The organism is Sphaerisporangium flaviroseum, assembly GCF_039537005.1.
Classification (GTDB): domain Bacteria; phylum Actinomycetota; class Actinomycetes; order Streptosporangiales; family Streptosporangiaceae; genus Sphaerisporangium; species Sphaerisporangium flaviroseum.
Genome location: NZ_BAAAZR010000043.1, coordinates 1 through 26,458, shown reverse-complemented (window position 1 = coordinate 26,458; position 26,458 = coordinate 1). Strand labels below are relative to the sequence as shown.

The following is a 26,458-nucleotide window of genomic DNA, read 5'->3' as shown; positions in this document are numbered from 1 at the left end:
CGACAACCGGCGCTGGTGACGTGGCCGAAGTCCACGTGTGCGCGCCTGGTCAGGGGAATGCGGCTCATGTTCGAAACCTACGTAGACCGAGCCGTATTGTCAATATTCCCTACTTGTATTACCTGGAATTGACTGCATACCAAAGCTCGGGCTCACCGGACACGCGGCGCAGGCGGCCACGGGCCTCCAGGTAGACCAGGTGCGCGAGGGTCTCGTTCGTGGCGGCCCTCCGCATGAACGCGGGGATCGTGTCCCACGGCCGCGACCAGGTCAGCCGGGTCGTGATGTCCCAGCAGGCGGCCCCGTCGGCGTTCGCCACCGCCGCCTCGACCTCCGCCAGCCGCTGCGCGTGATGGGACATCACGTAGTCGACGCGCTCGGCCAGCTCCAGGAACCGGTACTCGTGCGCCGGCAGCACCTCGTCCACCTCCAGGTCCCTGACGGCCGCGAGGGCGTCGAGGTAGTCGGCGAGCGGGTCGGGCGCCGACTGCGGGTGGACGGCCACGATCGGCGTGATGCGGGCCAGCACGTGGTCCCCGGAGAACAGCACCCGTCGCGAGGGCGAGACGAAGCACAGATGCCCCGGCGAGTGACCGGGCGTCCAGATCGCCCGCAGGTCCCACCCGGACAGGCCGAGGGCGGCGCCGTCCTCGATCAGCCGGTCGGGCCCGGCCATCGTCACGTAGTGCCGGATCATCCGCGAGGCGCCGCTGAGCTCGTCGACGCTGAGCGGCGGCACGCCTGAGCGCACCAGCATCGCCCGCTCGCGGTCGATCAGCGAGTCGATCGCCGACTCGTCGTAGCGGTCGTGCAGCAGTGCCGCGTCCGCCGGATGCAGGCCGATCCAGGCGCCCGAGGCCTCGCGAACCCGCCCCGCGAGGCCGTAGTGGTCGGGGTGGATGTGGGTCACCAGCACCGCGCGCACGTCGGTCATCGCGTATCCGGCCACCGTCAGGCCGCCGGCCAGGGCGGCGTACGCCTCGTCGGTGTTCCACCCGGCGTCGATGATCGCGACACCGTCAGGCAGCTCCAGCGCGTACACCAGGACGTACCTGAGCGGGTTGATCGGGATGGGCACGGGAATCGACCACAGCCCCGGACGCACCTGCTCCACCGCGGGCATGGCGCCACTCACCCACGCCTCACGCTGCTCCTCACTGGCCGGCGTCACCCTCCGCCGCTCCGGACCCTCCGCACTCGCGCCCGCCTTTGCGGCCGGCGTCACCTCGCCCATGGCCGGTCCCGCCCCCTGATCGCTCATCCCCGCGCTCCCTTCGGCCTCCGACGCCATGATTCTGCACCGATCACCGAACGTTGTTCTACTCGGGGTGGGTCCGAGCGGCCGGGCGCCGCACGTACAGCAGGGCGGCGAGGAGCGTCGCGCCGGCCGCCACACCCCACGCGGGCGCGGGCCCGGCCCGGGACGCCAGGTACCCGAGGGCGAGCGAGCCGAGCATCCCGCCGAACTGCAGTTGCAGCGAGTCCACCGACATCAGCGTGGCGCGACGCGAGGAGCCGACCCTCTGGTGCATCATCTCCACCCGCTGGATCTCGGCGATGCCGACGGCCGCGAACAACACGATGTACGCGCCACCGGCCGCCACGATGCCCGCCGGCCCGGAGAGCACGACCGAGGCCGCCAGTACGGCCAGCGCGCCGGCACCGGTCACCGTGCCCGCGATCGCCGTCCTGGTCGCCCCTCCCAGCACCCGCGCCACCCACGGCGCCGACCAGGAGCCGAGCGCGCTGGCGCCGAACCCCGCCGCGGCGACGAGGGCGTACGCCGAGGTGCCGGACTCCACGCCGCCGGTCAGCGAGGCGAGCCGGCCGGGGGTCAGCAACTCGATCGCGTTGAGGCCGATCCCGATGGCGAAGACGACGCACAGCAGCCGGCCCAGCCTCCGGTCGGTGAGCCCCAAGCGGAGCCCGGAGCCGATGGTGACCGGCACGTCTCGCAGGACCGATCGGATCGACGGGCGCGGGCGGGGCGGCTCGGGCATCGCCACCAGGACCACGAGGAAGAGCACGGCCGCCGCCACCGCCGCGGCGATCATCGGTGTAACCAGGCCTCCCGGCAGGAACGACGGCATGAACCCACCGGCGGGCACGGCGACGAAGAGCGCCAGCGACCCCATGGCCTCCCCTCTCGCCAGGCCGGGCTTGAGATCGGCCTCAGGCCCCCGCGTGGCGTGCAGCATGTCGACGTACCAGGCCTGGGCGGGCCCGCTCGACAGGGCACGGGCGAACCCCTTGAGCACCGAGGCGATGACGAACGGCCACATGGACGTGGCGAACGCCATCAGGGTGAGCGCCGCCACGCTGAACAGCGCCGAGGCGGCGAGCACCAAGCGCCGTCCCACGACGTCCGCGAGCCCGCCGGTGGGAAGCTCGAGGACCACGACGACCACCGAGTAGACGGCCACCACCACGCCCACCTGCGCGATGTCCAGCCCTCGCGAGGTCATGAGCAAGACCATCGCCGACATCATCAGCCCCGGCGGCAACCACGTCAGAAACCCGATGAGCGCATAACGCCGCAGAGCAGCCCGCGGCGAGACGACATGAGCACCACCAGAGGCATCCCCCCGAAGCACCCCCACGGCGACCGGCGGACCCTCGCCCCCCGACCCCACGGCCAGACCGGCCTCACCCGAACCCTGGAAGACGCCCGCGTCACCGGCAAGCTCGCGATCGCCACCGGGCTCGCCCCGGGACTGGAAGACGTTCGGGTCACCGGCAGGCTCCCGGACATCGCCCTTGTGATCGACACCGAGCTCACCCGAACCCTGGAAGACGCCCGCGTCACCGGCAAGCTCGCGATCGCCACCGGGCTCGGCCCGGGACTGTAAGGCGTTCGGGTCGCCGGTCAGTTCGCAGACGTTGGCCTCGTGATCGATGTGGCCGCAGGGCCCGGAGGTGGGGGGTGGGGTGTTCATCGGTCGTACCCCCGGCTCGGGTAGGCGGCGAAGTGGAGTGAGACCCGCTGCACGTCGGGGCTTCCCTCGTCCTCGGCCTCCATCTCGCGGACCATGGCCGAGAGCCGCTCGTAAAGGCGCGTGATGGAGCCGGGGGCGAGCCTGGCGTAGTCATCGGACATGCCTGCGGCCTCCACCCACGCCGGCCCCCAGGACTCCCGCTCCCGCTCGAACCGCTCGCGGTTGCCGCGCATGACCTCGAACTGCCGGTCGCGCAGGAAGGCCGACGCCTCCCGGCCTTCCGGGCTGGCGCCCAGCTCCAGGTTGCTCCACGACGTGTAGCGGTGGACGGACCGCCAGCGGCGTTCTCGCGCGTCGCGCTGCTCGGGGTCCTCCTCGACGAAGCCGTACCGCGCGAGCTGCCGCAGGTGGTAGCTCGTGGAGCCGGAGCTCTCGCCGAACCGCACCGCCAGCTCGGTCGCCGTCGCGGGCCCGTCCATGCGGAGCGCGCCCAGCAGCCGCACCCGCAGAGGGTGGGCGACGGCCTTCAGCGTCTGGGGGTCGCTCACCCGGTAGACGTCAGGAGAATCGCTCATACTGCAAAGCTTACTTTGCAAATCTAGGTTTGCAAAGCTTCCTTTGCAATATTGCCGGCAATGAAACTTTCACAAAGCGAGCGAACGCGAAGTGCGCGCCCCGGCACGGCGACGGGCGCAAGCCGTGCCCGGGAGTCCCCCAGGGATCACCAAAGGACGAGGGTCCATTGACGGCCACGAAAGCCGTTGGAACCATGCGGGAACCGTTGTTTGGGAGCGCTCCCATACAGCGCTCCATTCCACGACTTCCTGGGGAAATCGCGTGATCAGACCATCTCGGCGGTGGACGGGCTCCCTCGCCGTCACCGCGGCGGCCACGCTGGCCGCGTCCGCCCTGTACGCCCCCACCGCACGCGCGTCCGGTACGGACGCGACGTCCACCGACGCCGGAAGATCCATCGCCGCCGAGGAGGGCCCCGAGCAGATCGTCAACGGGACCTTCGACACCGGCAGCGATCCCTGGTGGCACACCGCCAACATCGCGTTCGACATCAGCGGCGGCCGCCTCTGCGCCGACATCCCCGGGGGCACCGTCAACCCCTGGGACGTCATCATCGGCCAGGACAACATCCCGCTGGTCAAGGACGAGACCTACGCTTTCGGCATGTACGGCTCCTCCGACCCGGCGAAGGTCGGCCGTGCGATGGTCCAGCTCCCCGTCGACCCGTACACGGCCTATCTGACGGCCAACCCGCAGCTCGGCCCGGACGGGGCCACCTACGCCTACACGTTCACCTCGCCCGTGGACCTGCCCAACGCCCAGGTGGTGTTCCAGCTCGGCGGCAGCGCCACCCCATGGCGGTTCTGCCTGGACGACGTCTCCCTCAAGGGCGGGGCCGATCCCGAGGTGTACGAGCCCGACACCGGCCCCCGGGTCCGCGTCAACCAGGTCGCCTACCTGCCGAAGGGGCCCAAGAACGCCACCGTGGTGACCGACGCCACCACCGCCCTGCCCTGGCAGCTCAAGAACGCCGGAGGCGACGTCGTCGCCTCCGGGAACTCCACGCCCCGCGGTGTGGACGAGAGCTCGGGGCAGAACGTCCACTCGATCGACTTCGGCTCCTACACCACGGCGGGCACCGGCTACACGCTCACGGCGGACGGCGAGACCAGCCGGCCCTTCGACATCGGCGGCGGCGCGTACGCAGCGCTGCGCACGGACTCGCTGAAGTTCTACTACCCCCAGCGCAGCGGCATCGCGATCCTCGACAACCTGCGGCCCGGCTACGGCAGGCCCGCCGGCCATGTGGGGGTCCCGCCCAACCAGGGTGACACCAACGTGCCCTGCCAGCCCGGCGTGTGCGACTACACCCTCGACGTGGCGGGCGGCTGGTACGACGCGGGAGACCACGGCAAGTACGTCGTGAACGGCGGCATCTCCGTCGCCCAGCTCATGAGCGAGTTCGAGCGCACCAAGAACGCCGCGACCGCCAAGCCCCACACGGATGGCACGCTGGAGGTCCCCGAGAGCGGCAACGGCGTGCCCGACATCCTCGACGAGGCGCGCTGGGAGCAGGAATTCCTGCTGAAGATGCAGGTCCCGGACGGCAAGCCGTTCGCGGGCATGGCCCACCACAAGATCCACGACCAGAACTGGACCGGCCTCCCGCTGCTGCCCCACCTGGACGCCCAGAAGCGGGAACTGCACCCGGTCTCCACGGCCGCCACGCTGAACCTGGCCGCCACCGCCGCCCAGGCCGCCCGGCTGTACGCCCCGTACGACGCGGCGTTCGCCGCACGGAACCTGACCGCCGCCCGCAAGGCGTGGGCCGCCGCCAAGGCCAACCCGGACAAGCTGGCCTCCCCCGCGGACGGCACCGGTGGCGGGGCCTACGACGACGCGGACGTACGGGACGAGTTCTACTGGGCCGCCGCCGAGCTCTACATCACCACCGGCGAGCAGGAGTTCAAGGACTACGTGCTGGCCTCGCCCATGCACACCTCCGACATCTGGGGACCGCGCGGCTTCGACTGGGGCCACGTGGCCCAGCTCGGCCGGATCGACCTCGCCACCGTGCCGAACGCCCTTCCCGGCCGCGACCAGGTGCGCCAGTCGGTGGTCGAGGGGGCGGAGAAGTACCTCGCGACGCTGACCGCGCATCCGTACGGGATGCCGTACAACCCCCCGACGTACGACTGGGGATCGAACAACCTCGTGCTCAACAACATGGTCGTCATGGCCGCGGCGTACGACATCACCGGCACGCGCAAGTACCGGGACGGAGTGCTCCAGGGCATCGACTACATCCTCGGGCGCAACGCCCTGAACCACTCCTACGTGACCGGCTACGGCGAGGTCGCCTCGCACAACCAGCACAGCCGGTGGTACTCCCACCAGCTCGACCCGAGCCTGCCCAACCCGCCCAAGGGGACGCTGGCCGGCGGCCCGAACTCCAGCATCCAGGACCCGGCGGCGCAGGAGAAGCTCCAGGGCTGCAAGCCGCAGTTCTGCTACATCGACGACATCAACTCCTGGTCCACCAACGAGCTGACGATCAACTGGAACTCCCCGCTGGCGTGGATCTCGGCGTTCGTCGCCGACCAGGGTGACGGCACCGTCAAGGCGCCGGGGAAGTGCCGGGTGACGTACTCGACGCACGCGCAGTGGCGTGAGGGGTTCACCACCCAGGTCACGGTCAAGAACACCGGCTCGGCCACGATCGACGGGTGGACGCTGAAGTGGGCGTTCCTCGGCGGCCAGCAGGCCGGGCAGTCCTGGAACGCGAACCTCTCCCAGAGCGGCGCCACGGTCACCGCGAAGAACCTCGGCTGGAACGCCAAGCTCAAGCCGGGCCAGTCGGTGACGTTCGGCTTCAACGGCAAGGCCGCCCCCGGCGCCAACCCGACGCCGGACCTGTTCACGCTCAACGGCGCCGCCTGCGCCTGACGACCGCGTGGATCACCGGTCAGGGCCGCCACCACACCAGGTGGCGGTCCTGACCGGCCACGGAGCCCGGTTAGGGTATTCGGCATGATCGAAGCCATCTGGATCGACGAGGCGGTCACGGAGCTGCGGCCGGACTTCAAGGTGCTGGTCATCGGCGCGTACGGCCTGCGGAACGGGCCGTCCGACGACCGCTCCCGCGGCTGGCTGGCCGGGGCGGCGGCGGAGGCCGTGGGGACCGATCACGAGAAGATCGTCGCCTGGCAGGACGCCTACCGCGCGTTCGGCGCCAAGCCGCAGCGCACCCGCCCCTCGGTGGACGCCCTCGTGCGCCGGATGCCGCCTCCGGAGATCAACCTGGTCGTCGACGCGTACAACGCGGTCAGCATCCGGCACGCGCTGCCCATCGGCGGGGAGGACCTCGCGCACTATGAGGGCACGGCCAGGCTCGTGCGCGCGAACGGCGACGAGCCGTTCGACGCGATCGAGAAGGGCGAGGCCGTCATCGACCACCCGGAGATCGGCGAGGTGGTCTGGCGGGACGACCGGGGCGTCACCTGCCGCCGGTGGAACTGGCGCCAGTGCGTGCGCACCCGGATCACCGAAGAGACCGTGGACGCCCTTTTCCTGCTCGAACGGCTCGCGCCGATGTCGCTGGAGGAGCTGGCGGCGGCCGGGGACGAGCTCACAGGATTGCTCCGGGAGATCGATCCCGGCGTGCGGGTCGAGTCGAGGCTCGTGGGCCCCGGCGCCTGAGCCGTACGCGCAGGTGGTGCCGGGGACCAGGGGTAGGACGTTCGTGGCCGTGCCGCGACAGAAAGCGCTCGCCCAGGTAAGCATGGCCTCACCCCCCGGACTGACTACCCGAGCGTGACCAGTTTGAACGGTCCTGGGATGATCGGGCGGTGAGCCCACCCGAGACCGCACACGCCACTTATTTGGGCGAGTAGCCTTGGACAGGTTCTCTAATCAACAACGCCGATCTGCGGAAGAGGGCGATTTCCGCCGTGTCGTCTGAGTCGTCGCGGACAAACCCACTGACCAACTTTGGCCAGAACGAGTGGCTTGTCGACGAGCTGTACCAGAAGTACCTCCAGGACCCGGAGTCTGTCGACCATGCCTGGTGGAACTTCTTCGCTGACTACAACCCCGAATCCGGTACGAGCCGCGCGCCGGCGGCGGGGGGGGCCAACGGCGCGACGGCCGACGCCGCTCCAGCGATCACCACCCCACCACCGGCCAAGCAGAGCGCACCGGCGAAGGCCGCTCCCAAGCCACCCCAGGCGACGACTACGGCTCCGAGCCCGCAGACCGAGCAGGCCAAGCCCGCGGCGGCCAAGCCGTCGGGCGGCGAAGAGGTCCGCCTGCGCGGCGCGGCGGCCCGCACCGCGGCCAACATGGACCTTAGCCTGGCGGTTCCCACCGCCACCAGCGTCCGCGTGGTCCCGGCCAAGCTGCTGATCGACAACCGCATCGTCATCAACAACCATCTGTCGCGCGGGCGCGGCGGCAAGGTGTCGTTCACCCACCTCATCGGCTACGCGATCGTCAAGGCGCTCGCCGTGATGCCGGACATGAACTACTCCTTCGCCGAGATCGACGGCAAGCCGACCCTGATCAAGCCCGACCACATCGGTCTTGGCCTGGCGATCGACGTGCAGAAGAGCGACGGCAGCCGCCAGCTCCTCGTCCCGTCGATCAAGGGCGCGGAGTCGATGGACTTCCGCCAGTTCTGGACGGCCTACGAGGAGGTGGTCCGCAAGGCACGCGCCGGCAAGCTCGGCGTCGACGACTTCGCGGGCACCACGATCAGCCTCACCAACCCCGGCACGATCGGCACCGTGCACTCGGTCCCCCGCCTGATGCAGGGCCAGGGCACGATCATCGGTGTCGGCGCGATGGAGTATCCCGCCGAGTACCAGGGTGCCTCCCCCGAGACGCTCAACCGGCTCGCGGTGAGCAAGGTCATGACGCTCACGAGCACCTATGACCACCGCATCATCCAGGGAGCCCAGTCCGGCGACTTCCTGCGCCGCATCCACCAGCTCCTGCTGGGCGAGGACGGCTTCTACGACGAGATCTTCCAGGCGCTCCGGATCCCCTACGAGCCGGTGCGCTGGGTCAAGGACATCTCGGCCACCCACGACGACGACGTGGCGAAGTCCGCCCGCGTCATCGAGCTGGTCCACGCCTACCGCGTGCGCGGCCACCTCATGGCCGACACCGACCCGCTGGAGTACAACCAGCGCAAGCACCCCGACCTCGACATCAAGTCCCACGGCCTGACTTTGTGGGATCTGGAGCGAGAGTTCGCCACGGGCGGCTTCGGCGGCAAGCCGCTGATGAAGCTCCGCGACATCCTGGGCGTGCTGCGCGACTCCTACTGCCGCACGGTCGGCATCGAGTACATGCACATCCAGAACCCCGAGGAGCGGGCCTGGATCCAGACGCGGGTCGAGAAGCCGCACGCCCGGCCGAGCCGCGAGGAGCAGCTCCACATCTTGCGCCGCCTCAACACCTCCGAGGCGTTCGAGACGTTCCTGCAGACCAAGTACGTCGGGCAGAAGCGCTTCTCGCTGGAGGGCGGCGAGTCGCTGATCCCGCTGCTCGACTCGGTGATCAGCGCCGCGGCCGACGAGCAGCTCGACGAGGTCGTCATCGGCATGGCCCACCGCGGCCGCCTGAACGTCCTCGCCAACATCGTCGGCAAGTCCTACGCCCAGGTGTTCGGCGAGTTCGAGGGCAACCTCGACCCGCGCAGCGCCCACGGCTCCGGCGATGTGAAGTACCACCTCGGCGCCTCGGGCGACTTCACCGCCCCTGGCGGCAAGAAGATCGCGACATCGGTCGTGGCCAACCCCTCGCACCTTGAGGCCGTCGACCCGGTCCTCGAAGGCGTCGTCCGGGCGAAGCAGGACCTGCTGGAGCGTGGCGAGGAAGGCTTCACCGTGTTCCCCGTGCTGGTGCACGGCGACGCGGCCTTCGCCGGCCAGGGCGTGGTGGCCGAGACGCTGCACCTTTCGCAGCTCCGCGGTTACCGCACCGGTGGCACGGTGCACGTCGTGGTCAACAACCAGGTGGGCTTCACCACCTCGCCGGCCTCGTCGCGGTCCAGCGTGTACGCCACCGACGTCGCCCGCATGATCCAGGCGCCGATCTTCCACGTCAACGGTGACGACCCTGAGGCCGTCGTGCGCGTGGGCCGGCTCGCCTACGAGTACCGCCAGACGTTCCGCAAGGACGTCGTCATCGACCTGGTCTGCTACCGCCGCAGGGGCCACAACGAGACCGACAACCCGAGCTTCACCCAGCCCCTGATGTACGACCTGATCGACGCCAAGCGGTCGATCCGCAAGCTCTACACCGAGGCGCTGATCGGACGCGGGGACATCACGGTCGAGGAGGCCGAGCAGGCGCTCCGCGACTACCAGGAGCAGTTGGAGCGGGCGTTCACCGAGACCCGTGAGGCCGGCAAGAAGCCGCTGGAGCCGGGTGCGGTCGTCAAGCCCGCCTCGGGCGAGGTGGTGCCGTGGTCGCACAACGACACCGCGTCCGCCATCTCCGAGGAGACGGTTAAGCGGGTCGTCGAGACCCAGCTCAACCTGCCCGAGGGGTTCACGGTCCACCCGCGTCTGTCCCCGCTGCTGCAGCGCCGCGGCCAGATGATCACCGAGGACGCCATCGACTGGGCCATGGGCGAGACCCTGGCCTTCGGCTCCCTGCTGATCGACGGCCATCCGGTCCGGCTCGTCGGACAGGACTCGCGCCGTGGCACCTTCGGCCAGCGGCACGCCGTCCTGGTCGACCGGGTCACCGGTGAGGACCACACCCCGCTGAAGGCGTTCAACGAGGGCACCACGAAGTTCTACGTCTACGACTCCCTGCTGTCGGAGTTCGCGGCGATGGGCTTCGAGTACGGCTACAGCGTCGTGCGCCCGGACGCCCTGGTCGCCTGGGAGGCGCAGTTCGGCGACTTCGCCAACGGCGCCCAGTCGATCATCGACGAGTTCATCTCGTCGGGTGAGCAGAAGTGGGGTCAGCGCTCTTCCCTCGTGCTGCTGCTGCCGCACGGCTACGAAGGCCAGGGGCCCGACCACTCCTCCGCACGCATCGAGCGGTTCCTGCAGATGTGCGCGCTGGACAACATGACGGTGGCCCAGCCGACCACTCCGGCGAACTACTTCCACCTGCTCCGGTGGCAGGTGCTGTCGAACCGCCACCGGCCGCTGATCGTCTTCACGCCCAAGTCGCTGCTGCGGCTGAAGGCGGCGGCGTCGGCGACCGCCGAGTTCACCTCCGGAGCGTTCCGCCCGGTGATCGGCGACGCCACGGTCAACCCGTCGGACGTCCGGCGCGTGGTGCTCTGCTCCGGCAGGGTCTACTACGACCTGGCGGCGGCTCGTGACAAGCAGGAGCGCAACGACGTGGCGATCGTGCGGCTGGAGCGGCTCTATCCGTTCCCGGCCGAGGAGCTACGGGCCGAGCTCTCCCGCTACAGCCTCGACGCCGAGCTGGTCTGGACGCAGGACGAGCCGATCAACATGGGTCCGTGGCCCTACCTCACCCTGAAGCTCACCGAGGACCCCGGGCTTCTGGGCGGCCGGGGGCTGCGCCGGGTGTCGCGTGCGGCCAACTCGTCGCCGGCGGTCGGCTCGCACGCCGCCCACGACGCCGAGCTGGAGCACATGATCGCCGACAGCCTCGGCTAGCGACCGCCGACCGGTCGGCACCGTGCCGGTCTCGCGTACAGGAAGTCCCCCACGGCTGGTTCTGTGGGGGACTTCCTCATATACCTGTTCATGGAGATGCGATGTATTTCACCGATAAGGGAATCGAAGAGCTCGTCGAGCGGCGTGGCGAGGAGGAGGTCGGCATCGCCTGGCTGGCCGAGCGGCTGCGTGAGTTCGTCGACCTGAACCCCGAGTTCGAGACTCCCGTCGAACGCCTGGCCACCTGGCTCGCCCGCCTCGACGACGAGGACGACTGACCACCCCGTTCCCGGCTGCACCGGCGTGAGGTACTGTCGATCCTGTCGCCTGAAACGCGATACATCTTGACTTTGGGAAATCGAGATATATCGTGTGAAGTGCAACGTTACCGATCAGAGCCGTCGAAGGGCGAGACCATGCCCAAATGGATCATCGAGAAGCCCGAGAAGCTGACGTTCGAGGCAGTGAGCTCGCTGAGCGTCCGCATCGTGGCCGGCCGCCTCGCCGTGCTGGCGAGCGACGGGCCACCGAGCCTCGAAGTGAGCGACATCGAGACGCCCCCACTCCTTGTCGAGCATGACGAGAACGGCCGCCTGACGGTGGCGTACAAGGATCTGACCTGGGACGGCATCCTCGGCTGGCTGCGGCCGGGCAGGCGGGAGACGACGCTGACGCTGACCCTCCCCCAGGACTGCCCGATACAGGTGGGCGTGATCTCCGCCTCGGCCGTGGTGGCCGGCTTCGAAAAGCGCATCAACGTCAAGAGCGTCTCGGGAGAGATCGTGCTCGACGGGGTCAGCGGCGAGATCGAGGCCGAGACGGTGTCGGGTGCGGTCGAGAGCCGGGGCCTGGCCGGCGACCTCTCCTTCACCAGCGTGGCCGGCGAGCTGACCGTCGCCGGAGGCACCCCACGCCGGCTGCGGGCCAACACGGTGTCCGGCCGCATCACGGCCGACCTGGAACTGCCGCCCACCGGCCACGTCACCCTGCACAGCGTGTCCGGCGCCATCCTCGTTCGGCTGCCGCAATCCGTCGACACCGACGTGACCCTGCGCTCGACCTCGGGCCGGCTGCACAGCTCATTCTCCGGCCTTGACAATTCCAGCCGCCCGGGGGCCAAATCGGTGTCCGGCCGGATCGGCGGAGGGATGGCATCCCTGTCGGCCAGCACGGTGTCCGCCGACGTGACGCTTCTGAGGAGAGACCAGTGAGCCCCGTTTTCGCCCATGGACGGCTCCGGCTGTACCTGCTCAAGCTGCTCGAGGAGAGCCCGCGCCATGGCTACGAGGTGATCCGGCTCCTGCAGGACCGCTTCCTCGGCGTGTATTCCCCCTCCCCCGGCACGATCTACCCGCGGCTGGCGCGCCTGGAGGAGGAGGGCCTGGTCACCCACGAGGTCGTGGACGGCAAGAAGGTCTTCACGATCACCGACAGGGGCCGGGCCGAGCTCGAGTCCCGGATGGACGAGCTCGCCGAGCTGGAGCAGGAGATCTCCCAGTCGGTCCGCGACATCGCTCGCGAGGTCAAGGAGGACGTACGCGACACCGTGCGGTCCCTGCGCGACGAGCTGACGCAGATGGCCCGTGACGTGCGTCAGGGCTCCAAGGACGAGCAGCGTCAGGCCAAGGACGACCTGCGCGCCGCCAAGGAGGACTACCGCCAGTCGTGGCGCGAGCAGAAGCAGGCGTGGCAGGAGCAGAAGCAGGAGTTCCAGCGCCAGAAGAAGGTGTGGCAGGAGGAGACCAAGCGCTGGAAGGACGACTGGCTCCGCGGCGTCTGGGGGGACACCTGGCAGGGCCGGGGCTCCCGCGACCACGACGCCGAGCTGGGGCAGATGCTGGCCGAGTTCGTCGAGGAGGTCCGCGGTGCGGCGGCGGCGTCCTCGGTGTCCGAGGAGGCCCTGGCGACCGCTCAGGAAGCGCTCTACGAGGCCGCCACCCGGATCCGTTCCGCGCTGCGATGATGGGCTTCTACGGCTTCCGGCCACCGCTGCTGCGGATCGGCCCGCAGAGGCCGCTCGACTTGCAAGCCCCCGGCCCGCCACCGCCCGGCTTACACGCCGACTTCACACGACTCGACCCACCACCGGCCGATCCCCACGTCGACCTCCAGCGGCCCGTCTCACCGCCGCCCGCTCCACACGCCGACGTCACGCCGCCCGGCTCTTCACCGGCCGGTCCGCTGGAGGGATCGTGGTCCGCGGTTCCGCCGGCGGCGGCCGTTCCGCCACCACGGCCTCCGGCATCCCCGGTCGGTGTGGGCCGCGCTCACTCCCGGCGCAGGGCCTGCGACAGGCGTTCGCGCGACCGGGCCGCCCGCCGCGCGTAGTACGCGATGGGCATGTACCTCACGCGTTCGGGCAGCCGGGGGAACGCGGCGGCGACCGTACGGCCGAAGGCCCGCAGCCGCCGCTCGTCCCTCTTCGTCCAGCTCAGCCTCAGCTTGTCCCGTACCGCGGGAGGCAGGGTGCCCACCGTCACGAAGTGGTTCATCCTGCCGGAGGTCATGCCGATGGGTTTCCAGAACGCGTGGAACGACTTCGGCACCATCGGCGGCGCTCCCGCCGTCCTTGTGACCCTCAGCACGTCATGCGCGGTGGGGTGGTTCTCCAGGGTGTTGTCCACCATGTCGTCGAAGTACCGCCAGTAGTCGTCGACGGTCGGGGGGAACATCCGCTCGGGCACGCGCAGGATGCGGCCGAGATGGATGATTTCCTGGTAGGTCCGGCGTTGCTCGTCCTTCGACAGCGGCTCGCCGAAGTAGCGCGCCATCGTGACCGACCGCTCGAAGGCCGTCAGGTGCACCCAGGCGTACGGCTCGGCGCTCAGCGCATGATATTTCCGGCCCCGTTCGTCGACGCCCTTGATGTCCTTGTGCAGCTCGCGGAGCCGGTGGCCTTCGGCTATCGCTTCCGGCCCGCCGTACACCCACTTCTGCAGCGAGGTGAGCGAGCGTGTCAGCCGGCCCCACGGGTCGGTCCGGTAGATGGAGTGCTCCCCGACAGCGGCGCCGACCGCGGGGTGCATGACCTGCATGATCAGGGCGCCGCCGAGGAGGAACAGCAGGCGTTGGTCGCCCATGCCCTCCCACAGCAATGAGCCCGGCGCGAACGGGGGAACGGCCTCGGCGGAGGGCTCCAGGCCTGTGGACGCGGTCATATCCGACCTCCGGGTGATACGTCGTCCTTGTCCCTATGTACCACCCGGAGGCCGTAAAAGTAATCCCTTACTTATGGCCTGGCCGCTCGCCAGAGACCGCCGGCCCCAGCGGATCCGGCTCACGCCCGGCGGCTCCCCGGCGGATCCGGCTCACCGCGGCCCTACGCGGTGAAGACGATCTTGCCGAAGATCTCGCCGCCAAGAAGCGCCGTGAAGCCCTCATCGGCCCGCGTCAGCGGCATGACCTGGTCCACGACCGGACGTAGGCCCGTCTGCTCCAGGAACGTGGCCAGCCGCCCGAGCTGGGCGCGCGTACCCATCGTCGAGCCCACGACGGAAAGCTGGAGGAAGAAGACCCGGTTGAGGTCGGCCGGCGGCACCGCGCCGCTGGTGGCGCCCGAGACGACGATCCGGCCGCCGGGACGCAACGACTTGAGCGAATGGTCCCAGGTGGCCTGACCCACGGTCTCCATCACGGCGTCCACCCGCTCCGGAAGCCGGGACCCCGGGGCGAACGCCTGGTCCGCGCCGAGCTCCAGCGCCTTGGCGCGCTTCTCTTCCGAACGGCTCGTCACCCAGACGCGGTAGCCGCCCGCCCGGCCGAGAGCGATCAGCGCGGTGGCCACGCCGCCGCCGGCCCCCTGGACGAGCACGGTCGAGCCCGGCTCCAGGCCGGCCTTGTCGAACAGCATCCGGTAGGCGGTCAGCCACGCCGTCGGCAGGCACGCGGCCTCCTCGAACGACAGCGCGCCGGGCTTGGGCACGAGGTTCCCGCGCGGCACCGCGACCTTCTCGGCGAACGTGCCGTCGTAGGTCTCGGAGAGAAGGGAGCGCTTGGGGTCCAGGGTCTCGTCCCCGTGGACCGGAGTGCCGATCACCGAGTGGACGATGACCTCGTTCCCGTCCTCGTCCACTCCGGCGGCGTCGCAGCCGAGGACGATGGGCAGCCGATCCTGGCGGATGCCGACGCCCTTGAGCGTCCAGAGGTCGTGGTGGTTGAGCGCTGTGGCCCTGACGGTCACCGTGGTCCACCCGTCGGGGAGCTTCGGCTCGGGGTGCTCACCGAGCGTGAGCCCGGCGAGAGGGTTGTCGGGGTCGGTACGTGTGCACGTTACGGCGAACATGGCGGAACCCTATCTCCGCGCCACGATCCACCCGCCAGGCCCACCCCTCCACCGGCCGCGTTCACGGGATGCGCCGAGCCGGGAAACTCCCGCGAGCAGCCGCAAATTTGCGGATGGCGCCCGTAGGCCTCATCGCCATTCACAACGCATGATCATCCGCGCCTACGGCGATTACCGGCGAGTCACTGCAACACCGACCACATCACCACATATCGCCTCGCCGACACACCGGCACAAAAAGAAAAGTGGGTCGACGCACTGAATCCCTGAAGCTCGCAACTCCACATTTATGGAGGCCCGGTTTCCTCGGCAGGACAGGGCTTCCGGCCTGCGGTGGCGTCGTTGAGCTGCCCGACTTATCACGAAAAAATGGTGAGTAGCCACCTTCGATTTTTTACTATTAACTCGCTGGTAGCGCGAATCTCCCGCATGTCGGACAACGGTATTGAGGTCGACGATGAGTAGGGTCGGAAATGCAGGCGCGCCAGCATCGAGGTGCTCCTTTACTTTGAACTGCAAAAAAGAAAAGGACCGCTTTATGATAGACGTCGGTCACCCTCGGTCTCTACAACGTAATGTCGGTCGTTCATGGCTGACCGCAGCTCTCACGGGCGCTCTCGCGATGGGCGCACTCGTCGCGACATCAGGCAGTGCGAGCGCGAACCAGGCGCCGCAGAACCTCGGCACGAAGGCGGCATCCCTGCTTCCGGCCGCGCCCGTGAAGACCGGGTTCATCGTCACCGTACGAAGGGCCATCGCGACCACCACGACACTGACCTCGTCACAGAACCCCTCCAAGAAGGGGCACTCGGTCACCTTCACCGCCACGGTGACGGCGACGGGGACCAACATCCTGCCCACGGGCACCGTGGTCTTCCGTGACGGATCGAAGGACCTCGGCACGGCCCAACTCGAAGGGGTCGCCCAGGCGACCTTCAGCACCTCGGGCATGGAAGAGGGCACGCGCAACATCACCGCCTTCTACCAGGGCAACACCTCCTTCGACCCCAGCACCTCGCAGGTGGTAATCCAGAAGATCGACCCCAAGGAAGAGAAGAAGGAAGAGAAGAAGAAGGAGGAGGAGAAGAAGAAGGACGAGGAGGACAAGTCCCACGAGGACGACCATGGTGACGACAATGACAAGACCGTCGTCCATCACCATGACGACGACAACCTTGAGCACCGCTGCCGTCAGTTCAAGGACCACGAGGATGACGAGGGCGACCACCACGGGAGCAGCGGCCAACACCACGGCAAGGCGTGGGAGGACCTCCGCCGGCGTTGCGAGAAGTGGTGGCACAAGCACGACAACGACTGGCAGACCATCGTTGACAAGGGCATCCGCCGCCACATCGAAGGTCACTACGACCACGGGGGCGGCCACCGTGAGCACTGGGACAGCCGGCGCCACCGGTGGGTTCCGGAACACAAGGAGGAGCACCACTACGAGAAGCCGGTGCACCACCAGAAGAAGCACTACCACAAGCCGAAGCACAAGGTAGTTGTGAAGCACTTCGCCGTGACCGGTTGATCCACCGGCCCGGCACCCAGAGGGCCCGCCCGATCCGTTTGGGCGGGCCCTCCGGCTCATCCGAACCGCGCTCCCACCCGACAAGCCGTCGACAGGACAGACCTTCGATCCCGCTCACCCGGACCGGTTCCAACCCGCACCCCCGACCAGCCCGCACCGAGCGGGCCCCACCACAGCACTCACCCTGAAGCGCCACTCAGCACGAAGCGGCACTCGACCCGCCCGACCACGGCGCTCAACCTCCAGACCAAAGTGGCCAACCCCACCGCGGCGCTTCCACCACAGCGACGTGTCCGCCGGCCGCGACACTCCTCCCATCTCGATGCGATCTGCCACACCGCACCGACCGTTCAAACGCACCGTCCCTCGAACCGCACCGAGCAACAGCCAGTAGTCCCGGGGGGTCCCATGTACGTTCGCCGTCGATCCACACGTACCACTGTCACCATCGTCGCGGTGGTCGCCGCGGCCCTCGCGGGCCTCGCGCTGATCGTGATCTTCACCAACCGGAAGGTCGACCGAGAACTGGCCAAGCCGGCCCCACCGGCCCCACCGGTGGAGCCCGTCAAGGTCACAGCCAAGGAACTGGCCGGCCTTCCCCGGTCGACGACGTGGACGAAGATCCACAAAGCGGAACGGGACCCACAGCCTTTCGCCGCCAACGACGGGCTCGTAGTGCACCCGAAGGTGTCCAAGGTGGTGTTCTCCCAGCCCGGTGGCCCGCCGATCGCGGTCGTGCCCACCCACCAACTCGACAACCCCACCTGGCTCCCGGTGATCGAGACGCGCCCCGAGTGGATGCGCGTACTCCTCCCGAGCAAGCCCAACGGGTCGACGGGCTGGATCCACACCGGTGACGGCAAGACGAAGCAGACCTACAGCCCTTACCAGGTGCGCATCAACCTGACGGCACGGCGGCTGACCCTGCTCAAGGGCGGCCAGGAGACCGGATCGTGGCCCGTAGGAATCGGCACCAAGGAGACCCCCACACCGGTTGGCCGTACCTTCCTGCTCGCCGCCCTGTCCCCACCCGAGGTCACCTACAGCCCGGTGATCCTGCCGCTCGGCACGCACTCGGAGAAGCTGGAGACCTACGACGGAGGCCCCGGCACGGTCGGCCTGCACGGCTGGCCTGACAAGAGCGTCTTCGGAAAGGCCGTCTCCCATGGCTGCGTCCGCCTCCCCAAAGAGGGCCTGGACGCGGTATCCCACCTCCCCCTAGGCACCATGATCATCATCACCAACTGACCGCAAGGCACCACCGCCCACCAAGCCCACCCCTCACCACCAAGCCGCTCTCCTCTCCACCACCAAGGGGTCCCATACCAGCGCCGACGCGGAGAGGAGTGGTACGGCGAAGCCGGCGCTGCCTTACGGCGGGCAGGCTGGCGATCATTAGTGGGGATCGCGTGTCATCCCGCTGTGACGGCTCGGCGGTACTCGCCGGGTGTCACGCCGAAGTAGCGCGTGAACCAGCGGGTGAGATGGCTCTGGTCGGTGAAGCCCGTCATGGCGGCGATGTCCGCGAGCGAGTGGCCCTGGAGGAGCAACCGCCGAGCAGAGCGCAACCGCAGCTGTCTCTGGTAGTCACTCGGCGCCATGCCGTACACCGCCTGGAACGAACGGTACACAGCGAACCGGCTACGCCCTGCCGCACTGGCGAGGTCACCCGCGGAGATCTCCCGATCATCGATGTCGTGCAACATCTCTCGCACGACCCGCGCCGTCTCGACGTTCGAGCGTCCCGGACTCGCGTCGAAAGCAGGTCCCCGCGCCACCATCTCAGGCGACCATCCCAGCTCAGGCACCCGTACGCTCGCACGCCGCGCCATGGCCACCACCACACTGTCGAGCAACTCGTCCCGGCGCAGCGAGGTCGCTCCTCCGAGCAGGGCCTCATGCAGGGTAAGAAGCCCTCGGGCCAGCTTCGGCTCAGCGATCACGGGCTCGGCGAACAGCGGCAACCCGACCTTCCGCCCGGCCGCCTCCGCCAGCACATCCGCCACCAACTCCGGACCGATGTGCACCATGCGATAGGTGAAACCCTGTTCGTCCGTCGCGTGCCCGTCATGGGGATCGTCGGGATTGAAGACCATCACCATGCCCGCCGCGCTCGTATAAGCCGCCCCCCGGCAGGTGAAGCTCTGTGCCCCTTCCTCCGTGAAGCCGAAGGAGTACGTCTCGTGACTGTGCCGGTGATAGACGTGCCGCTCGAAGTGCGCGTGCATCGCCTCCAACGGCCGATCAGCCGAACGCCAGTACCGCGACCAGTCCCCAGCCATACCCGCCATTCTCTCCCCGCTCTTCCCTCCCCGGCTTCCGCACTCCAGCGTCCGCTCCCCCTCCCCAGTTCCAGCCTCCGGCGTTCCCCCCGCACCGCCGTACAAGACACACCAGACCGCACCTCGCCAAGCTGCACACATGCGTTTCGACACGAAGATCGGCATCGTCGTCCGGGAGGACCTGGCCGTCTGGCAGAAGCTCAACGTGACCGCGTTCCTGGCGAGCGCCATAGCGGGAGAAGCCGAAGAGGTCATCGGCCAGCCGTACGCCGACAAATCCGGCAACACCTACCTCGCCATGTTCCGCCAGCCGGTGCTCATCTACTCCGCCGACGCCGAAGGGCTCATCCGTACCCACACACGAGCCCTGAGCCGAGGCCTCCCCACAGCCGTCTACATCGAGGAGATGTTCAAGACCGGCCACGACGACGACAACCGCGCCGCCGTCCAAGCCGTACTCGCCGACGAACTGCCCCTGGTCGGTCTAGCCGTGTACGGCCCCAGAAACGCCATCGACAAAACCCTCAAGGGCCTCCCACTACACCCCTGAACAGCACCGCCCCGCCACAGCCACCGTCTCGTGTACGAACGCGGGTAAGCCCGCCTTACGAACGCGGGTCAGCCCGCCCTTCAGGAGCCGGGGTTTCACGGGCGCTCAGCCTGGAAGACTTCTCCTCCGCGCCGAGAACGGCGCGCCCACGTGCGGCGGCCCGCCGACGAGCCCGGCGGCCAGGCGCCGGATACGGAGGAGGCGCTCGTGGCATTCGTATCCATCGTCGAAACGGCGGGCAAGGCGATCGACATCGCCGGCGTGGGTGTCATCGTGCTCGGCGCGCTGCTGGCAAGCGCGGTCTTCGTGCGAAACGACTGCCGGCTCCCTGGCAGAATTCAGGTCACTCTCGTTCGTGAGATCAGATGAGGAAGGTCCGGGCCTTCATTAACCCCTCTGATGTCCTATCTCTAGGAGACAGGCTGACCCGTGCTCCAAGAACCTTGGCCTACCTCCGTAGAAGAAGCGTTGGCCCTTCAAGAGAGACTTCGCACGCTGGTCACGCATACCGGACCGAGCATCGAAGATGTCCGGCGCCTGGGAGGCCTTGACGTCTCCTACAGCAAAGACGGTTCCAGGCTCTCCGCGGCCGTGGTCGTCCTCGACATGGGCACGCTGAACGTCGAACAGGTGACGACATACGAGGACACGCCCAAGTTCGGCTACGTCCCTGGCTTGTTCTCTTTCCGCGAAGCGCCTCCATTGCTCGCCGCACTCGAGAACGTCGACCCACTACCCGATGTCCTCCTCTGCGATGGCCACGGAATCGCCCATCCTCGCCGGTTCGGTCTCGCATGCCATATCGGGGTCATCACCGGCATCCCTACCATCGGGGTCGCGAAACAGGCCATGATCGGCCACTACGAGGAGCCGGACGGACCGCAGGGAAGCTGGTCACCCCTGATGGACGCCGGGAAGGTCATCGGACGCGCGCTACGAACGGCCGACAACGTCAAGCCCGTCTTCGTGTCCATCGGCCACAAAATCAGCCTCGACACCGCCTGCGACATCGTCGTACACAGCACCCCGAAATACCGCATCCCTCAACCCATCCGCCTGGCAGACCAAGCCTCACGACACGTCCTCAGAGCAGGGACCGTGACCTGACCCTGACTGCTGGCCGTCGAGCTTGGACGAGCCAGGATCGTCGCAACTCGATGCTGACGCGGCGGTCGGCAGAGCCCTTCCTGAAATGCAGACACCCTGAGCAGTCCGTGAACGCTACTCTACGTTGAGTGGTCATCGAGCTACGGTCCGGCATTGGTTAACGTGGAGGGGGGACGAGGTGAGCCTGCACCTGACCGAACATCTCCAGCGGCGCGTCAGAGAGGCCGCTCGGCGACATCACGTTTCCGACGAAGAGTGCATGCGGAGTGCCATCGAAAGATCGCTCCAGGACGATGCTCCACAGCTCCTCGAACGGCAGCGCCCCCGGCTCCCACTTTTCCACAGCGGTGATCCGACTCTGGCCGAACGCCTCGACGAGGTTCTTGCTGAGGGATTCGGGGCGCACAGGCTCCCAGATGATCGTCCTTGACACCAGTGGCCTATGGCCGCCATAGACGCAGACCAACGACAGCATGAACCGGCCAGGCGAGCCATCGAGGCGGATCCCGGCCCTTTCCTGCTGTCGCCGTTCGTGCTCGCTAGCTCGACTACCTGCTTCTCACCCGTTTGGGGGTCCACCGGGAGTGCGACTTCCTGCGTGACGTCGCCGCAGGAGCGTACGAGTTGGTGCCGATGACCAATGACGACGTGGAGCGTTGCGTCGCCGTCACGGAGCAGTACTTTGATCTTTCGCTGAGCTTGACGGACGTGTCCGTCGCCCTCCTCGCCGCGAGGTACCGCACCACCCGTGTGCTGACTCTGGACCAGCGGCACTTCAGGCCGCTGAAGCCGCTGTGGGGTGACGCATTCACGATCCTTCCCAGCGTAGCCTGAAGTTGCATATGGGACCGTTGCATTAGCGGCCGATGATCGTTACGCCAATCTCATGGGTGCCAGCGTTTAGGCAGACGTGCGGACGGGGGCCGACCGTGTAACCCGTCAGCGGGCAATGGCCGCCGGATGTGGTGGTCAGAAGTCGAAGACGGCTCCGGTGGTGGCGCGGAGTTCGCAGCGGTTGCCGAAGGTTCGTTCGTACGAGAGGCGACTGGTGTCCCACAGGCCGGCACCGTAAACCGTCACCGGGTCGTACTCCTTGGTGCACCTGGTGTCCGGGGACACGTTCAGGTCGTTGAGGTTCGCCGAGACGCGTTCGAGCTGCTTGCAGGCCTCAGCCGCCTTCGGGTGCGTGCCTCCGGTTGCGGGGCACTCCAGGAAGGCGACCCGGTCCGTCGGCGTGGGCGACTCGCCGCGTGCGACCGTCAGCAGCAGTACACGGCTCACCGGCTTGGCCGGAGCCGAGGAGACGGCGCGGTCCTGCGGGGTCCAGGAGACGGAGTGGGCGCCCGGTCCTCCAGGAAGGGGACGGGGGATGGCGGCCACACCGTACGCGCCCGCCCCGATCGAGGGTGCCGTCGTACCCGTGACCACCCCGATCCAGGGTGCCGTCGTACCCGTGACCGCCCCGATCGAGGGCGCCGTCGTACCCGTGGACGCGCCTGCCGAGGTCGCGGCCGCCGTGTTCGTGGGTGCCGTTGGCCAGGTGGCCGCCGTGGTCAGCAGGAGGGCCGCCGCTGTGGCCGGGAACAGGGTCGCGTAGGTGAGGCCCTTGGTGAGACGTCGCATGTGGATCCCCCGATGTCGCATGACGTTGAGCGGTCGTCGTCCTTCCGCGTGGCGATCGTCGATCATGCGCCGAACCCTCGATCGAGACCCCGCCGAGGCCTGATCGATGAGCGAGATTCGACGCACCAGTTATCTCTCCGGTTCCGCCGGTTTCATAACAAGCCGGTAACGGACATCCAGATTTGTCCGGTTTGTGGCCCACTGGTCAAGATCGCCGGAGTACGGTCTTCGTTGTCTCTTTACGTACGCATGGGACCTTCCCGGGCATCCCATGACAAAGAAGGAGTTCAATGAACACCCGAGCAAAGCGCCTCCTCCTCCCTCTGGGTGGCGCCATCGTCGCCTCCAGCATGATGGGCGCGACCCTCAGCACCTCCGCCAGCGCGCAGGCCAAACCGGCTCCTGTGAAGTCGGGCTCGCTGGCCAACGGGACCGACGCGAAGGCCATCGCGGGGTCCTGGACGCCCAGCAAGCTGAAGTCCGCGAAGAGCTACCTCGAGGACTCCTCGCTCTCCGGCAAGCTGCGGGCGAGCACCAGTAAGGCCTCCGCCGACGGCAAGGCCGGAACGGTCGCCCCGACCGGCGCCGGAGGCAAGACCGCCGGCACCTCCAAGAACGTCAACCTCCCCACCAACGTGGGCAAGGTGTTCTTCCAGGTCGAGGGCAAGCCTTACTGGTGCTCCGGCACCTCGATCCAGTCGAAGTACCGCAACCTGGTCGCCACGGCCGCCCACTGCGTCTACGACACCGACAAGAACGTCTACGTCGACAACTTCGTCTTCATCCCCGGCTACTACCAGGGCAAGGCGCCGTGGGGTATCTACGTCGGCTCGAAGGTCAACCTCCACGACGACTTCAAGGTCTACGAGGACTACGACTACGACTACGCCTTCGTCAACGTCTTCAACGGCGTCAAGCAGACCGGCGAGAAGATCGTCGACAAGGCCACCTTCGACGCCTACAAGGGTCCGAAGTGGGCCAAGGACGAAGAGATCACCAAGGACGAGTACCAGAAGAAGGTCGACGAGAAGGGCGGCGAGACCGCCGACGCCTGGTCGAAGACCACTGGCACCGAGACCGTCCTGCCGTGGGGCACCGCCGGCGGCCAGCGGGTCGTCAAGGAGGTCACCAAGGACGAGTACGACAAGGCTCCCGCGGCCAACTCCAAGGTGAACTACGCCAAGGCGCCCGGCAAGACCGCCACGGAGATCGTCGACGAGGTCACGTACAACAAGTACACCGGCCCCGGCTACAAGAAGATCGTCGACTCGGCGTACACCATCACCCACTACTTCGTGAAGTACTGGGTGAAGAAGACCACCACGGTCAAGTACTACAAGACCGTGTTCCACATCAAGACGTTCGTGGACGCGGGCCGGCTTGGTGACAACGTGGGCGGCCAGGGCTTCACCTGGAACCGGAGCACGAAGTCGAAGTTCTTCAGCTTCGGCTACCCGACCTCCGCGCACCTCGACGGCGACAAGGTCTACACCGGCGAGACGATGAAGTGGTGCTACGGCCAGGCGGGTGCCGCTCCGGCCGTCGCCAAGTACAAGGCCGAAGAGCAGCTGGCCATCAAGTGCGCGTTCACGCCCGGCGCCACCGGCGGCCCATGGCTGCTGCAGTACAAGAGCAGCAAGCGGACCGGCTACGTCAACGGCGTCGTGAGCCTGACTCTCGACACCGACGGCAACGGCCGTTACGACCGCATCACCACGCCGTACTTCAACAGCGACACCTACGGCATCTACAAGTACGCCGCCAACCTGTGGACCGGGAAGCTTACGACGAGCTGACGCGAGTCACGGCAAAGTAGGGGGGCCGGCCCTGTATCCGGCCCCCCTACCGGCCTACTTGCGCACCCGTCCCCGATCACACGTCCGATAACGAAGTGAACCCAGGTCAGCCAACTACGGTGCCTATTGCCGGATGATCTGGGAAAATCGCCCTTCACCGTTGTCTGCACTCTTCTGATCTGTGGAAGGTACGAAATGCCACCCCGAGCGAAGCGGATCGCGCTCACATTCTGCGGCGCCCTCGCGACCGCGAGTGTGATTCTCTCCGCGGGCCCGGCACCAGTACAGGCGCTGGCGTCGAGCCGGACGGCTCCCGCCGGCATCACCTCGGTTCCACTGGCTCAGAGCGACGCGGACCTGCGGAAGGTGGTCGACTGGTGGACACCAGACCGGCTGAAGCACGCCAGCAGCTACGCACCCAAGACAGCGGCTTCCAACTCCGGCACGAACGGCACGAACGGCACCGGTAGTGCGAGTGGCACGACCCCGAGCGCCACGACCGCCGCCGTCACCCCCGCCGCCGCCGCGGCGGGCCGTACGACCTCCACACCCGCCAGCAATACGACCGCCCTTTCGGGTTCGGCCCCGCCGAAGGCGTCCACGGCCTTGAAGCTGAGGAACCCCAAGCTCCCCCCAACGGTGGGGAAGGTCTTCTTCCGCAATGGCACCACCGAATACTGGTGCTCGGCCTCGTCCGTGCACTCCAAGTACGGGAACGTCGTCGCCACCGCCGCCCACTGCGCCTACGACGTCAAGAGCGGCAAGCCCGTCGAGAACTGGGTGTTCATACCCTCCTACGTCGGCAACGGCGAGACGCCGTTCGGCATTTACGTAGGGCACACGCTGCATCTCAACGACACCTACGCGGCTACCGGCGACTTCGACTACGACTACGCCTTCGTCACCGTCCACCACGGCTACCAATGGGTTCAGGACAACGACGCGAACGGCAACGTCAAGAAGGACGCCAAGGGCCAGCCGCTGTACAAGAGAGTCGACATGGGACGGCTCGAGAGCCAGGTCGGCGGGCAGGGCTTCGCCTGGAACAGGGGGTTCACCGTCGCGGCGTACGCGTTCGGCTATCCCGCCGGTCCGCATCCCAACGGGAGCCGGCCGTTCACCGGGCAGACCATGGAGTCGTGCCTGACGAAGAACACCAAGAAGATCTCCACGCAGAAGTGGGAGCTCGACAAGGGTGTGCTGTTCAGGGGATGCGGGTTCACCGCAGGAGCCAGCGGCGGCCCGTGGGTGATCAAGTACAGCAGCACCCGGCGCATCGGGTACCTGAACGGCGTCAACAGCCTGACGTGGGACCTGAACGGCGACGGCCGCTACGACGGTGTGTCCTCTCCGTACTTCGACACGGCGACCTACCTCGTGTACTCCTACGCCGCCCGACAGAAGACCGACTGACCGGCTTTCGAGCGAGACCCTCACAACGCCAGAGGACCCGGCAACTGCCGGGTCCTCTGGCGTTGTGAGGGTGTGGGGCCTGCTGGTCGCGGTGTGTCGCGACGGCAACCCTTCAGATTTGGTTCGGTCCCGCGAAGGCTTCTCCGAAACCTGGCCCGTTCCATGTCGAACCGCACCAACACCTTGGGCGTTTTGTCTGGTTCGAGGATCCTGCGGAGCCGTTAGACGTACCTAGACCCCGGATCGGCTCCATCGGTTCCATGTGATCTGCGTCACATGGGCACCAGCCTCGCGCTTGTGGAGTTGACTGGCATCACATCGGTCCCATTATTCACACAGGTGCCCTGATCTGCGGCGATGGCACGTGGTTCGCGGCTCTTGACGACAGATGTCCACCGGCTGGGTGATCACAGGAAGATCACGTGACTCTCGGCGGCGAAAAACCCGTTGGAACGAGTTACCGCTAGCAAGATCTTGTCTGTATCTTCCTGGTTATCCCTTTACTGACGCATGGGGCGCAAGATGCGTTCCACGACAGGCCCAGGAGTTTCCTTGAACACCCGAGTTAAGCGTCTCGCCCTCCCGATCGGTGGCGCCATTGCCGCCACGAGCATGATCGGCGCCACCCTGGTCACCTCGGCCAGCGCGACGACCGCCCCCACCAAGAAGGTCGTCTCCCTCTCCTCGGCGTCCAGCGCGCAGAAGGTCAGCAACTTCTGGACCGCCAACGGTGGCGCTGCGCTGAAGGCTGCCACTCAGGCCACCAGCGA

The 26,458-nt window shown here is 67.7% G+C and carries 23 protein-coding genes and 1 pseudogene; 16 read left to right on the top strand and 8 right to left on the bottom strand.

The annotated features are described in order from the left end of the window. Positions 1-118: 118 nt before the first annotated feature. Positions 119-1,261, bottom strand: a complete 1,143-nt coding sequence (locus ABD810_RS34970) for an MBL fold metallo-hydrolase (protein WP_344950962.1) — start codon at positions 1,259-1,261, stop codon at positions 119-121. Positions 1,262-1,319: 58 nt separating this feature from the next. Beyond that, positions 1,320-2,594 carry an MFS transporter gene (locus tag ABD810_RS34965; protein WP_344951655.1) on the bottom strand — a complete coding sequence of 425 codons (1,275 nt, stop codon included), beginning with the start codon at positions 2,592-2,594 and terminating at the stop codon, positions 1,320-1,322. On the opposite strand from ABD810_RS34965, the gene ABD810_RS34960 reads away from it, so the two are divergent. Continuing rightward, positions 2,562-2,849 carry a hypothetical protein gene (locus ABD810_RS34960; RefSeq protein WP_344951698.1) on the top strand — a complete coding sequence of 96 codons (288 nt, stop codon included), beginning with the start codon at positions 2,562-2,564 and terminating at the stop codon, positions 2,847-2,849. The genes ABD810_RS34965 and ABD810_RS34960 overlap by 33 nt on opposite strands. 83 nt (positions 2,850-2,932) lie before the next feature. On the opposite strand, the gene ABD810_RS34955 is transcribed toward ABD810_RS34960, so the two are convergent. After that, a complete protein-coding gene (locus ABD810_RS34955; protein ID WP_344950959.1) occupies positions 2,933-3,511 on the bottom strand; it encodes an ArsR/SmtB family transcription factor in 579 nt (192 codons plus the stop codon). A 262-nt stretch (positions 3,512-3,773) separates the two neighbouring features. Between ABD810_RS34955 and ABD810_RS34950 the strand changes: the two genes are divergently transcribed. The 6 genes from ABD810_RS34950 (at position 3,774) to ABD810_RS34925 (ending at position 13,067) form a co-directional block, all read left to right on the top strand. Then, entirely contained in the window at positions 3,774-6,398 is a 2,625-nt protein-coding gene (locus ABD810_RS34950; protein WP_344950956.1) for a glycoside hydrolase family 9 protein, read from the top strand. An 84-nt stretch (positions 6,399-6,482) separates the two neighbouring features. Then, positions 6,483-7,151: a B3/B4 domain-containing protein gene (locus ABD810_RS34945; protein WP_344950953.1), complete on the top strand. Its 669-nt coding sequence runs from the start codon at positions 6,483-6,485 to the stop codon at positions 7,149-7,151. A 251-nt stretch (positions 7,152-7,402) separates the two neighbouring features. Then, positions 7,403-11,104, top strand: a complete 3,702-nt coding sequence (locus ABD810_RS34940; RefSeq protein ID WP_344950949.1) for a multifunctional oxoglutarate decarboxylase/oxoglutarate dehydrogenase thiamine pyrophosphate-binding subunit/dihydrolipoyllysine-residue succinyltransferase subunit — start codon at positions 7,403-7,405, stop codon at positions 11,102-11,104. 101 nt (positions 11,105-11,205) lie between these two features. Continuing rightward, positions 11,206-11,382, top strand: coding sequence for a DUF6104 family protein (locus ABD810_RS34935; RefSeq protein ID WP_344950947.1), 177 nt, complete (start codon positions 11,206-11,208; stop codon positions 11,380-11,382). A gap of 138 nt (positions 11,383-11,520) precedes the next feature. Further along, a complete protein-coding gene (locus ABD810_RS34930; protein ID WP_344950943.1) occupies positions 11,521-12,315 on the top strand; it encodes a DUF4097 family beta strand repeat-containing protein in 795 nt (264 codons plus the stop codon). After that, positions 12,312-13,067, top strand: a complete 756-nt coding sequence (locus ABD810_RS34925) for a PadR family transcriptional regulator (RefSeq protein ID WP_344950939.1) — start codon at positions 12,312-12,314, stop codon at positions 13,065-13,067. Before ABD810_RS34930 ends, ABD810_RS34925 begins: the two co-directional genes overlap by 4 nt. A gap of 304 nt (positions 13,068-13,371) precedes the next feature. Here the strand turns inward: ABD810_RS34925 and ABD810_RS34920 are convergent, their stop codons facing one another. Further along, positions 13,372-14,262: an oxygenase MpaB family protein gene (locus ABD810_RS34920; RefSeq protein ID WP_344950936.1), complete on the bottom strand. Its 891-nt coding sequence runs from the start codon at positions 14,260-14,262 to the stop codon at positions 13,372-13,374. A 161-nt stretch (positions 14,263-14,423) separates the two neighbouring features. Further along, entirely contained in the window at positions 14,424-15,386 is a 963-nt protein-coding gene (locus tag ABD810_RS34915) for a zinc-binding dehydrogenase (protein WP_344950933.1), read from the bottom strand. A gap of 622 nt (positions 15,387-16,008) precedes the next feature. On the opposite strand from ABD810_RS34915, the gene ABD810_RS34910 reads away from it, so the two are divergent. Both ABD810_RS34910 and ABD810_RS34905 read left to right on the top strand, forming a co-directional pair. Next, on the top strand, positions 16,009-16,917 hold the full coding sequence (locus ABD810_RS34910; protein WP_344950930.1) for an Ig-like domain-containing protein: 909 nt from the start codon (positions 16,009-16,011) through the stop codon (positions 16,915-16,917). A 408-nt stretch (positions 16,918-17,325) separates the two neighbouring features. Continuing rightward, positions 17,326-18,165: a L,D-transpeptidase gene (locus tag ABD810_RS34905; RefSeq protein WP_344950927.1), complete on the top strand. Its 840-nt coding sequence runs from the start codon at positions 17,326-17,328 to the stop codon at positions 18,163-18,165. 164 nt (positions 18,166-18,329) lie between these two features. On the opposite strand, the gene ABD810_RS34900 is transcribed toward ABD810_RS34905, so the two are convergent. Beyond that, positions 18,330-19,199: an AraC family transcriptional regulator gene (locus tag ABD810_RS34900; protein ID WP_344950924.1), complete on the bottom strand. Its 870-nt coding sequence runs from the start codon at positions 19,197-19,199 to the stop codon at positions 18,330-18,332. 139 nt (positions 19,200-19,338) lie between these two features. Between ABD810_RS34900 and ABD810_RS34895 the strand changes: the two genes are divergently transcribed. The 3 genes from ABD810_RS34895 to nfi all read left to right on the top strand — a co-directional run bounded on the left by ABD810_RS34895 (position 19,339) and on the right by nfi (position 20,856). Further along, a complete protein-coding gene (locus ABD810_RS34895; RefSeq protein WP_344950921.1) occupies positions 19,339-19,749 on the top strand; it encodes a DUF2000 family protein in 411 nt (136 codons plus the stop codon). Between the two features lie 150 nt (positions 19,750-19,899). Beyond that, positions 19,900-20,118, top strand: a complete 219-nt coding sequence (locus tag ABD810_RS34890; protein WP_344950918.1) for a hypothetical protein — start codon at positions 19,900-19,902, stop codon at positions 20,116-20,118. A 60-nt stretch (positions 20,119-20,178) separates the two neighbouring features. Continuing rightward, positions 20,179-20,856 carry a deoxyribonuclease V gene (nfi, locus tag ABD810_RS34885; protein WP_344950915.1) on the top strand — a complete coding sequence of 226 codons (678 nt, stop codon included), beginning with the start codon at positions 20,179-20,181 and terminating at the stop codon, positions 20,854-20,856. A 157-nt stretch (positions 20,857-21,013) separates the two neighbouring features. On the opposite strand, the gene ABD810_RS34880 is transcribed toward nfi, so the two are convergent. Then, positions 21,014-21,262 carry a hypothetical protein gene (locus ABD810_RS34880; RefSeq protein WP_344950912.1) on the bottom strand — a complete coding sequence of 83 codons (249 nt, stop codon included), beginning with the start codon at positions 21,260-21,262 and terminating at the stop codon, positions 21,014-21,016. Between the two features lie 227 nt (positions 21,263-21,489). On the opposite strand from ABD810_RS34880, the gene ABD810_RS34875 reads away from it, so the two are divergent. Further along, positions 21,490-21,690 (top strand): hypothetical protein, encoded by a 201-nt coding sequence (locus ABD810_RS34875; protein ID WP_344950909.1) that lies wholly within the window; start codon positions 21,490-21,492, stop codon positions 21,688-21,690. A gap of 135 nt (positions 21,691-21,825) precedes the next feature. Here ABD810_RS34875 and ABD810_RS34870 read toward each other — a convergent pair whose 3' ends face one another. Next, positions 21,826-22,545 carry an SSI family serine proteinase inhibitor gene (locus tag ABD810_RS34870; protein ID WP_344950905.1) on the bottom strand — a complete coding sequence of 240 codons (720 nt, stop codon included), beginning with the start codon at positions 22,543-22,545 and terminating at the stop codon, positions 21,826-21,828. 224 nt (positions 22,546-22,769) lie between these two features. On the opposite strand from ABD810_RS34870, the gene ABD810_RS34865 reads away from it, so the two are divergent. The 3 genes and pseudogenes from ABD810_RS34865 to ABD810_RS34855 all read left to right on the top strand — a co-directional run. Further along, positions 22,770-24,275, top strand: a complete 1,506-nt coding sequence (locus ABD810_RS34865; RefSeq protein WP_344950902.1) for a trypsin-like serine peptidase — start codon at positions 22,770-22,772, stop codon at positions 24,273-24,275. A 195-nt stretch (positions 24,276-24,470) separates the two neighbouring features. Next, positions 24,471-25,688, top strand: coding sequence for a trypsin-like serine peptidase (locus ABD810_RS34860; protein ID WP_344950897.1), 1,218 nt, complete (start codon positions 24,471-24,473; stop codon positions 25,686-25,688). Positions 25,689-26,240: 552 nt separating this feature from the next. Further along, a pseudogene (locus tag ABD810_RS34855) lies at positions 26,241-26,458 on the top strand (trypsin-like serine peptidase); the annotation flags it as partial.

What these genes read in the sequence shown, in the direction of transcription:
- ABD810_RS34895 (WP_344950921.1), top strand. Translation starts at nt 19,339, where the DNA reads ATGCGTTTCGACACGAAGATCGGCATCGTCGTCCGGGAGGACCTGGCC.
- ABD810_RS34865 (WP_344950902.1), top strand. Translation starts at nt 22,770, where the DNA reads ATGAACACCCGAGCAAAGCGCCTCCTCCTCCCTCTGGGTGGCGCCATC.
- ABD810_RS34920 (WP_344950936.1), bottom strand. Translation starts at nt 14,262, where the DNA reads ATGACCGCGTCCACAGGCCTGGAGCCCTCCGCCGAGGCCGTTCCCCCG.
- ABD810_RS34935 (WP_344950947.1), top strand. Translation starts at nt 11,206, where the DNA reads ATGTATTTCACCGATAAGGGAATCGAAGAGCTCGTCGAGCGGCGTGGC.
- ABD810_RS34930 (WP_344950943.1), top strand. Translation starts at nt 11,521, where the DNA reads ATGCCCAAATGGATCATCGAGAAGCCCGAGAAGCTGACGTTCGAGGCA.
- ABD810_RS34900 (WP_344950924.1), bottom strand. Translation starts at nt 19,199, where the DNA reads ATGGCTGGGGACTGGTCGCGGTACTGGCGTTCGGCTGATCGGCCGTTG.
- ABD810_RS34875 (WP_344950909.1), top strand. Translation starts at nt 21,490, where the DNA reads ATGACCAATGACGACGTGGAGCGTTGCGTCGCCGTCACGGAGCAGTAC.
- ABD810_RS34860 (WP_344950897.1), top strand. Translation starts at nt 24,471, where the DNA reads ATGCCACCCCGAGCGAAGCGGATCGCGCTCACATTCTGCGGCGCCCTC.
- ABD810_RS34945 (WP_344950953.1), top strand. Translation starts at nt 6,483, where the DNA reads ATGATCGAAGCCATCTGGATCGACGAGGCGGTCACGGAGCTGCGGCCG.
- ABD810_RS34870 (WP_344950905.1), bottom strand. Translation starts at nt 22,545, where the DNA reads ATGATCGACGATCGCCACGCGGAAGGACGACGACCGCTCAACGTCATG.
- ABD810_RS34905 (WP_344950927.1), top strand. Translation starts at nt 17,326, where the DNA reads ATGTACGTTCGCCGTCGATCCACACGTACCACTGTCACCATCGTCGCG.
- ABD810_RS34970 (WP_344950962.1), bottom strand. Translation starts at nt 1,261, where the DNA reads ATGAGCGATCAGGGGGCGGGACCGGCCATGGGCGAGGTGACGCCGGCC.
- ABD810_RS34955 (WP_344950959.1), bottom strand. Translation starts at nt 3,511, where the DNA reads ATGAGCGATTCTCCTGACGTCTACCGGGTGAGCGACCCCCAGACGCTG.
- ABD810_RS34960 (WP_344951698.1), top strand. Translation starts at nt 2,562, where the DNA reads ATGAGCACCACCAGAGGCATCCCCCCGAAGCACCCCCACGGCGACCGG.
- ABD810_RS34915 (WP_344950933.1), bottom strand. Translation starts at nt 15,386, where the DNA reads ATGTTCGCCGTAACGTGCACACGTACCGACCCCGACAACCCTCTCGCC.
- ABD810_RS34910 (WP_344950930.1), top strand. Translation starts at nt 16,009, where the DNA reads ATGGGCGCACTCGTCGCGACATCAGGCAGTGCGAGCGCGAACCAGGCG.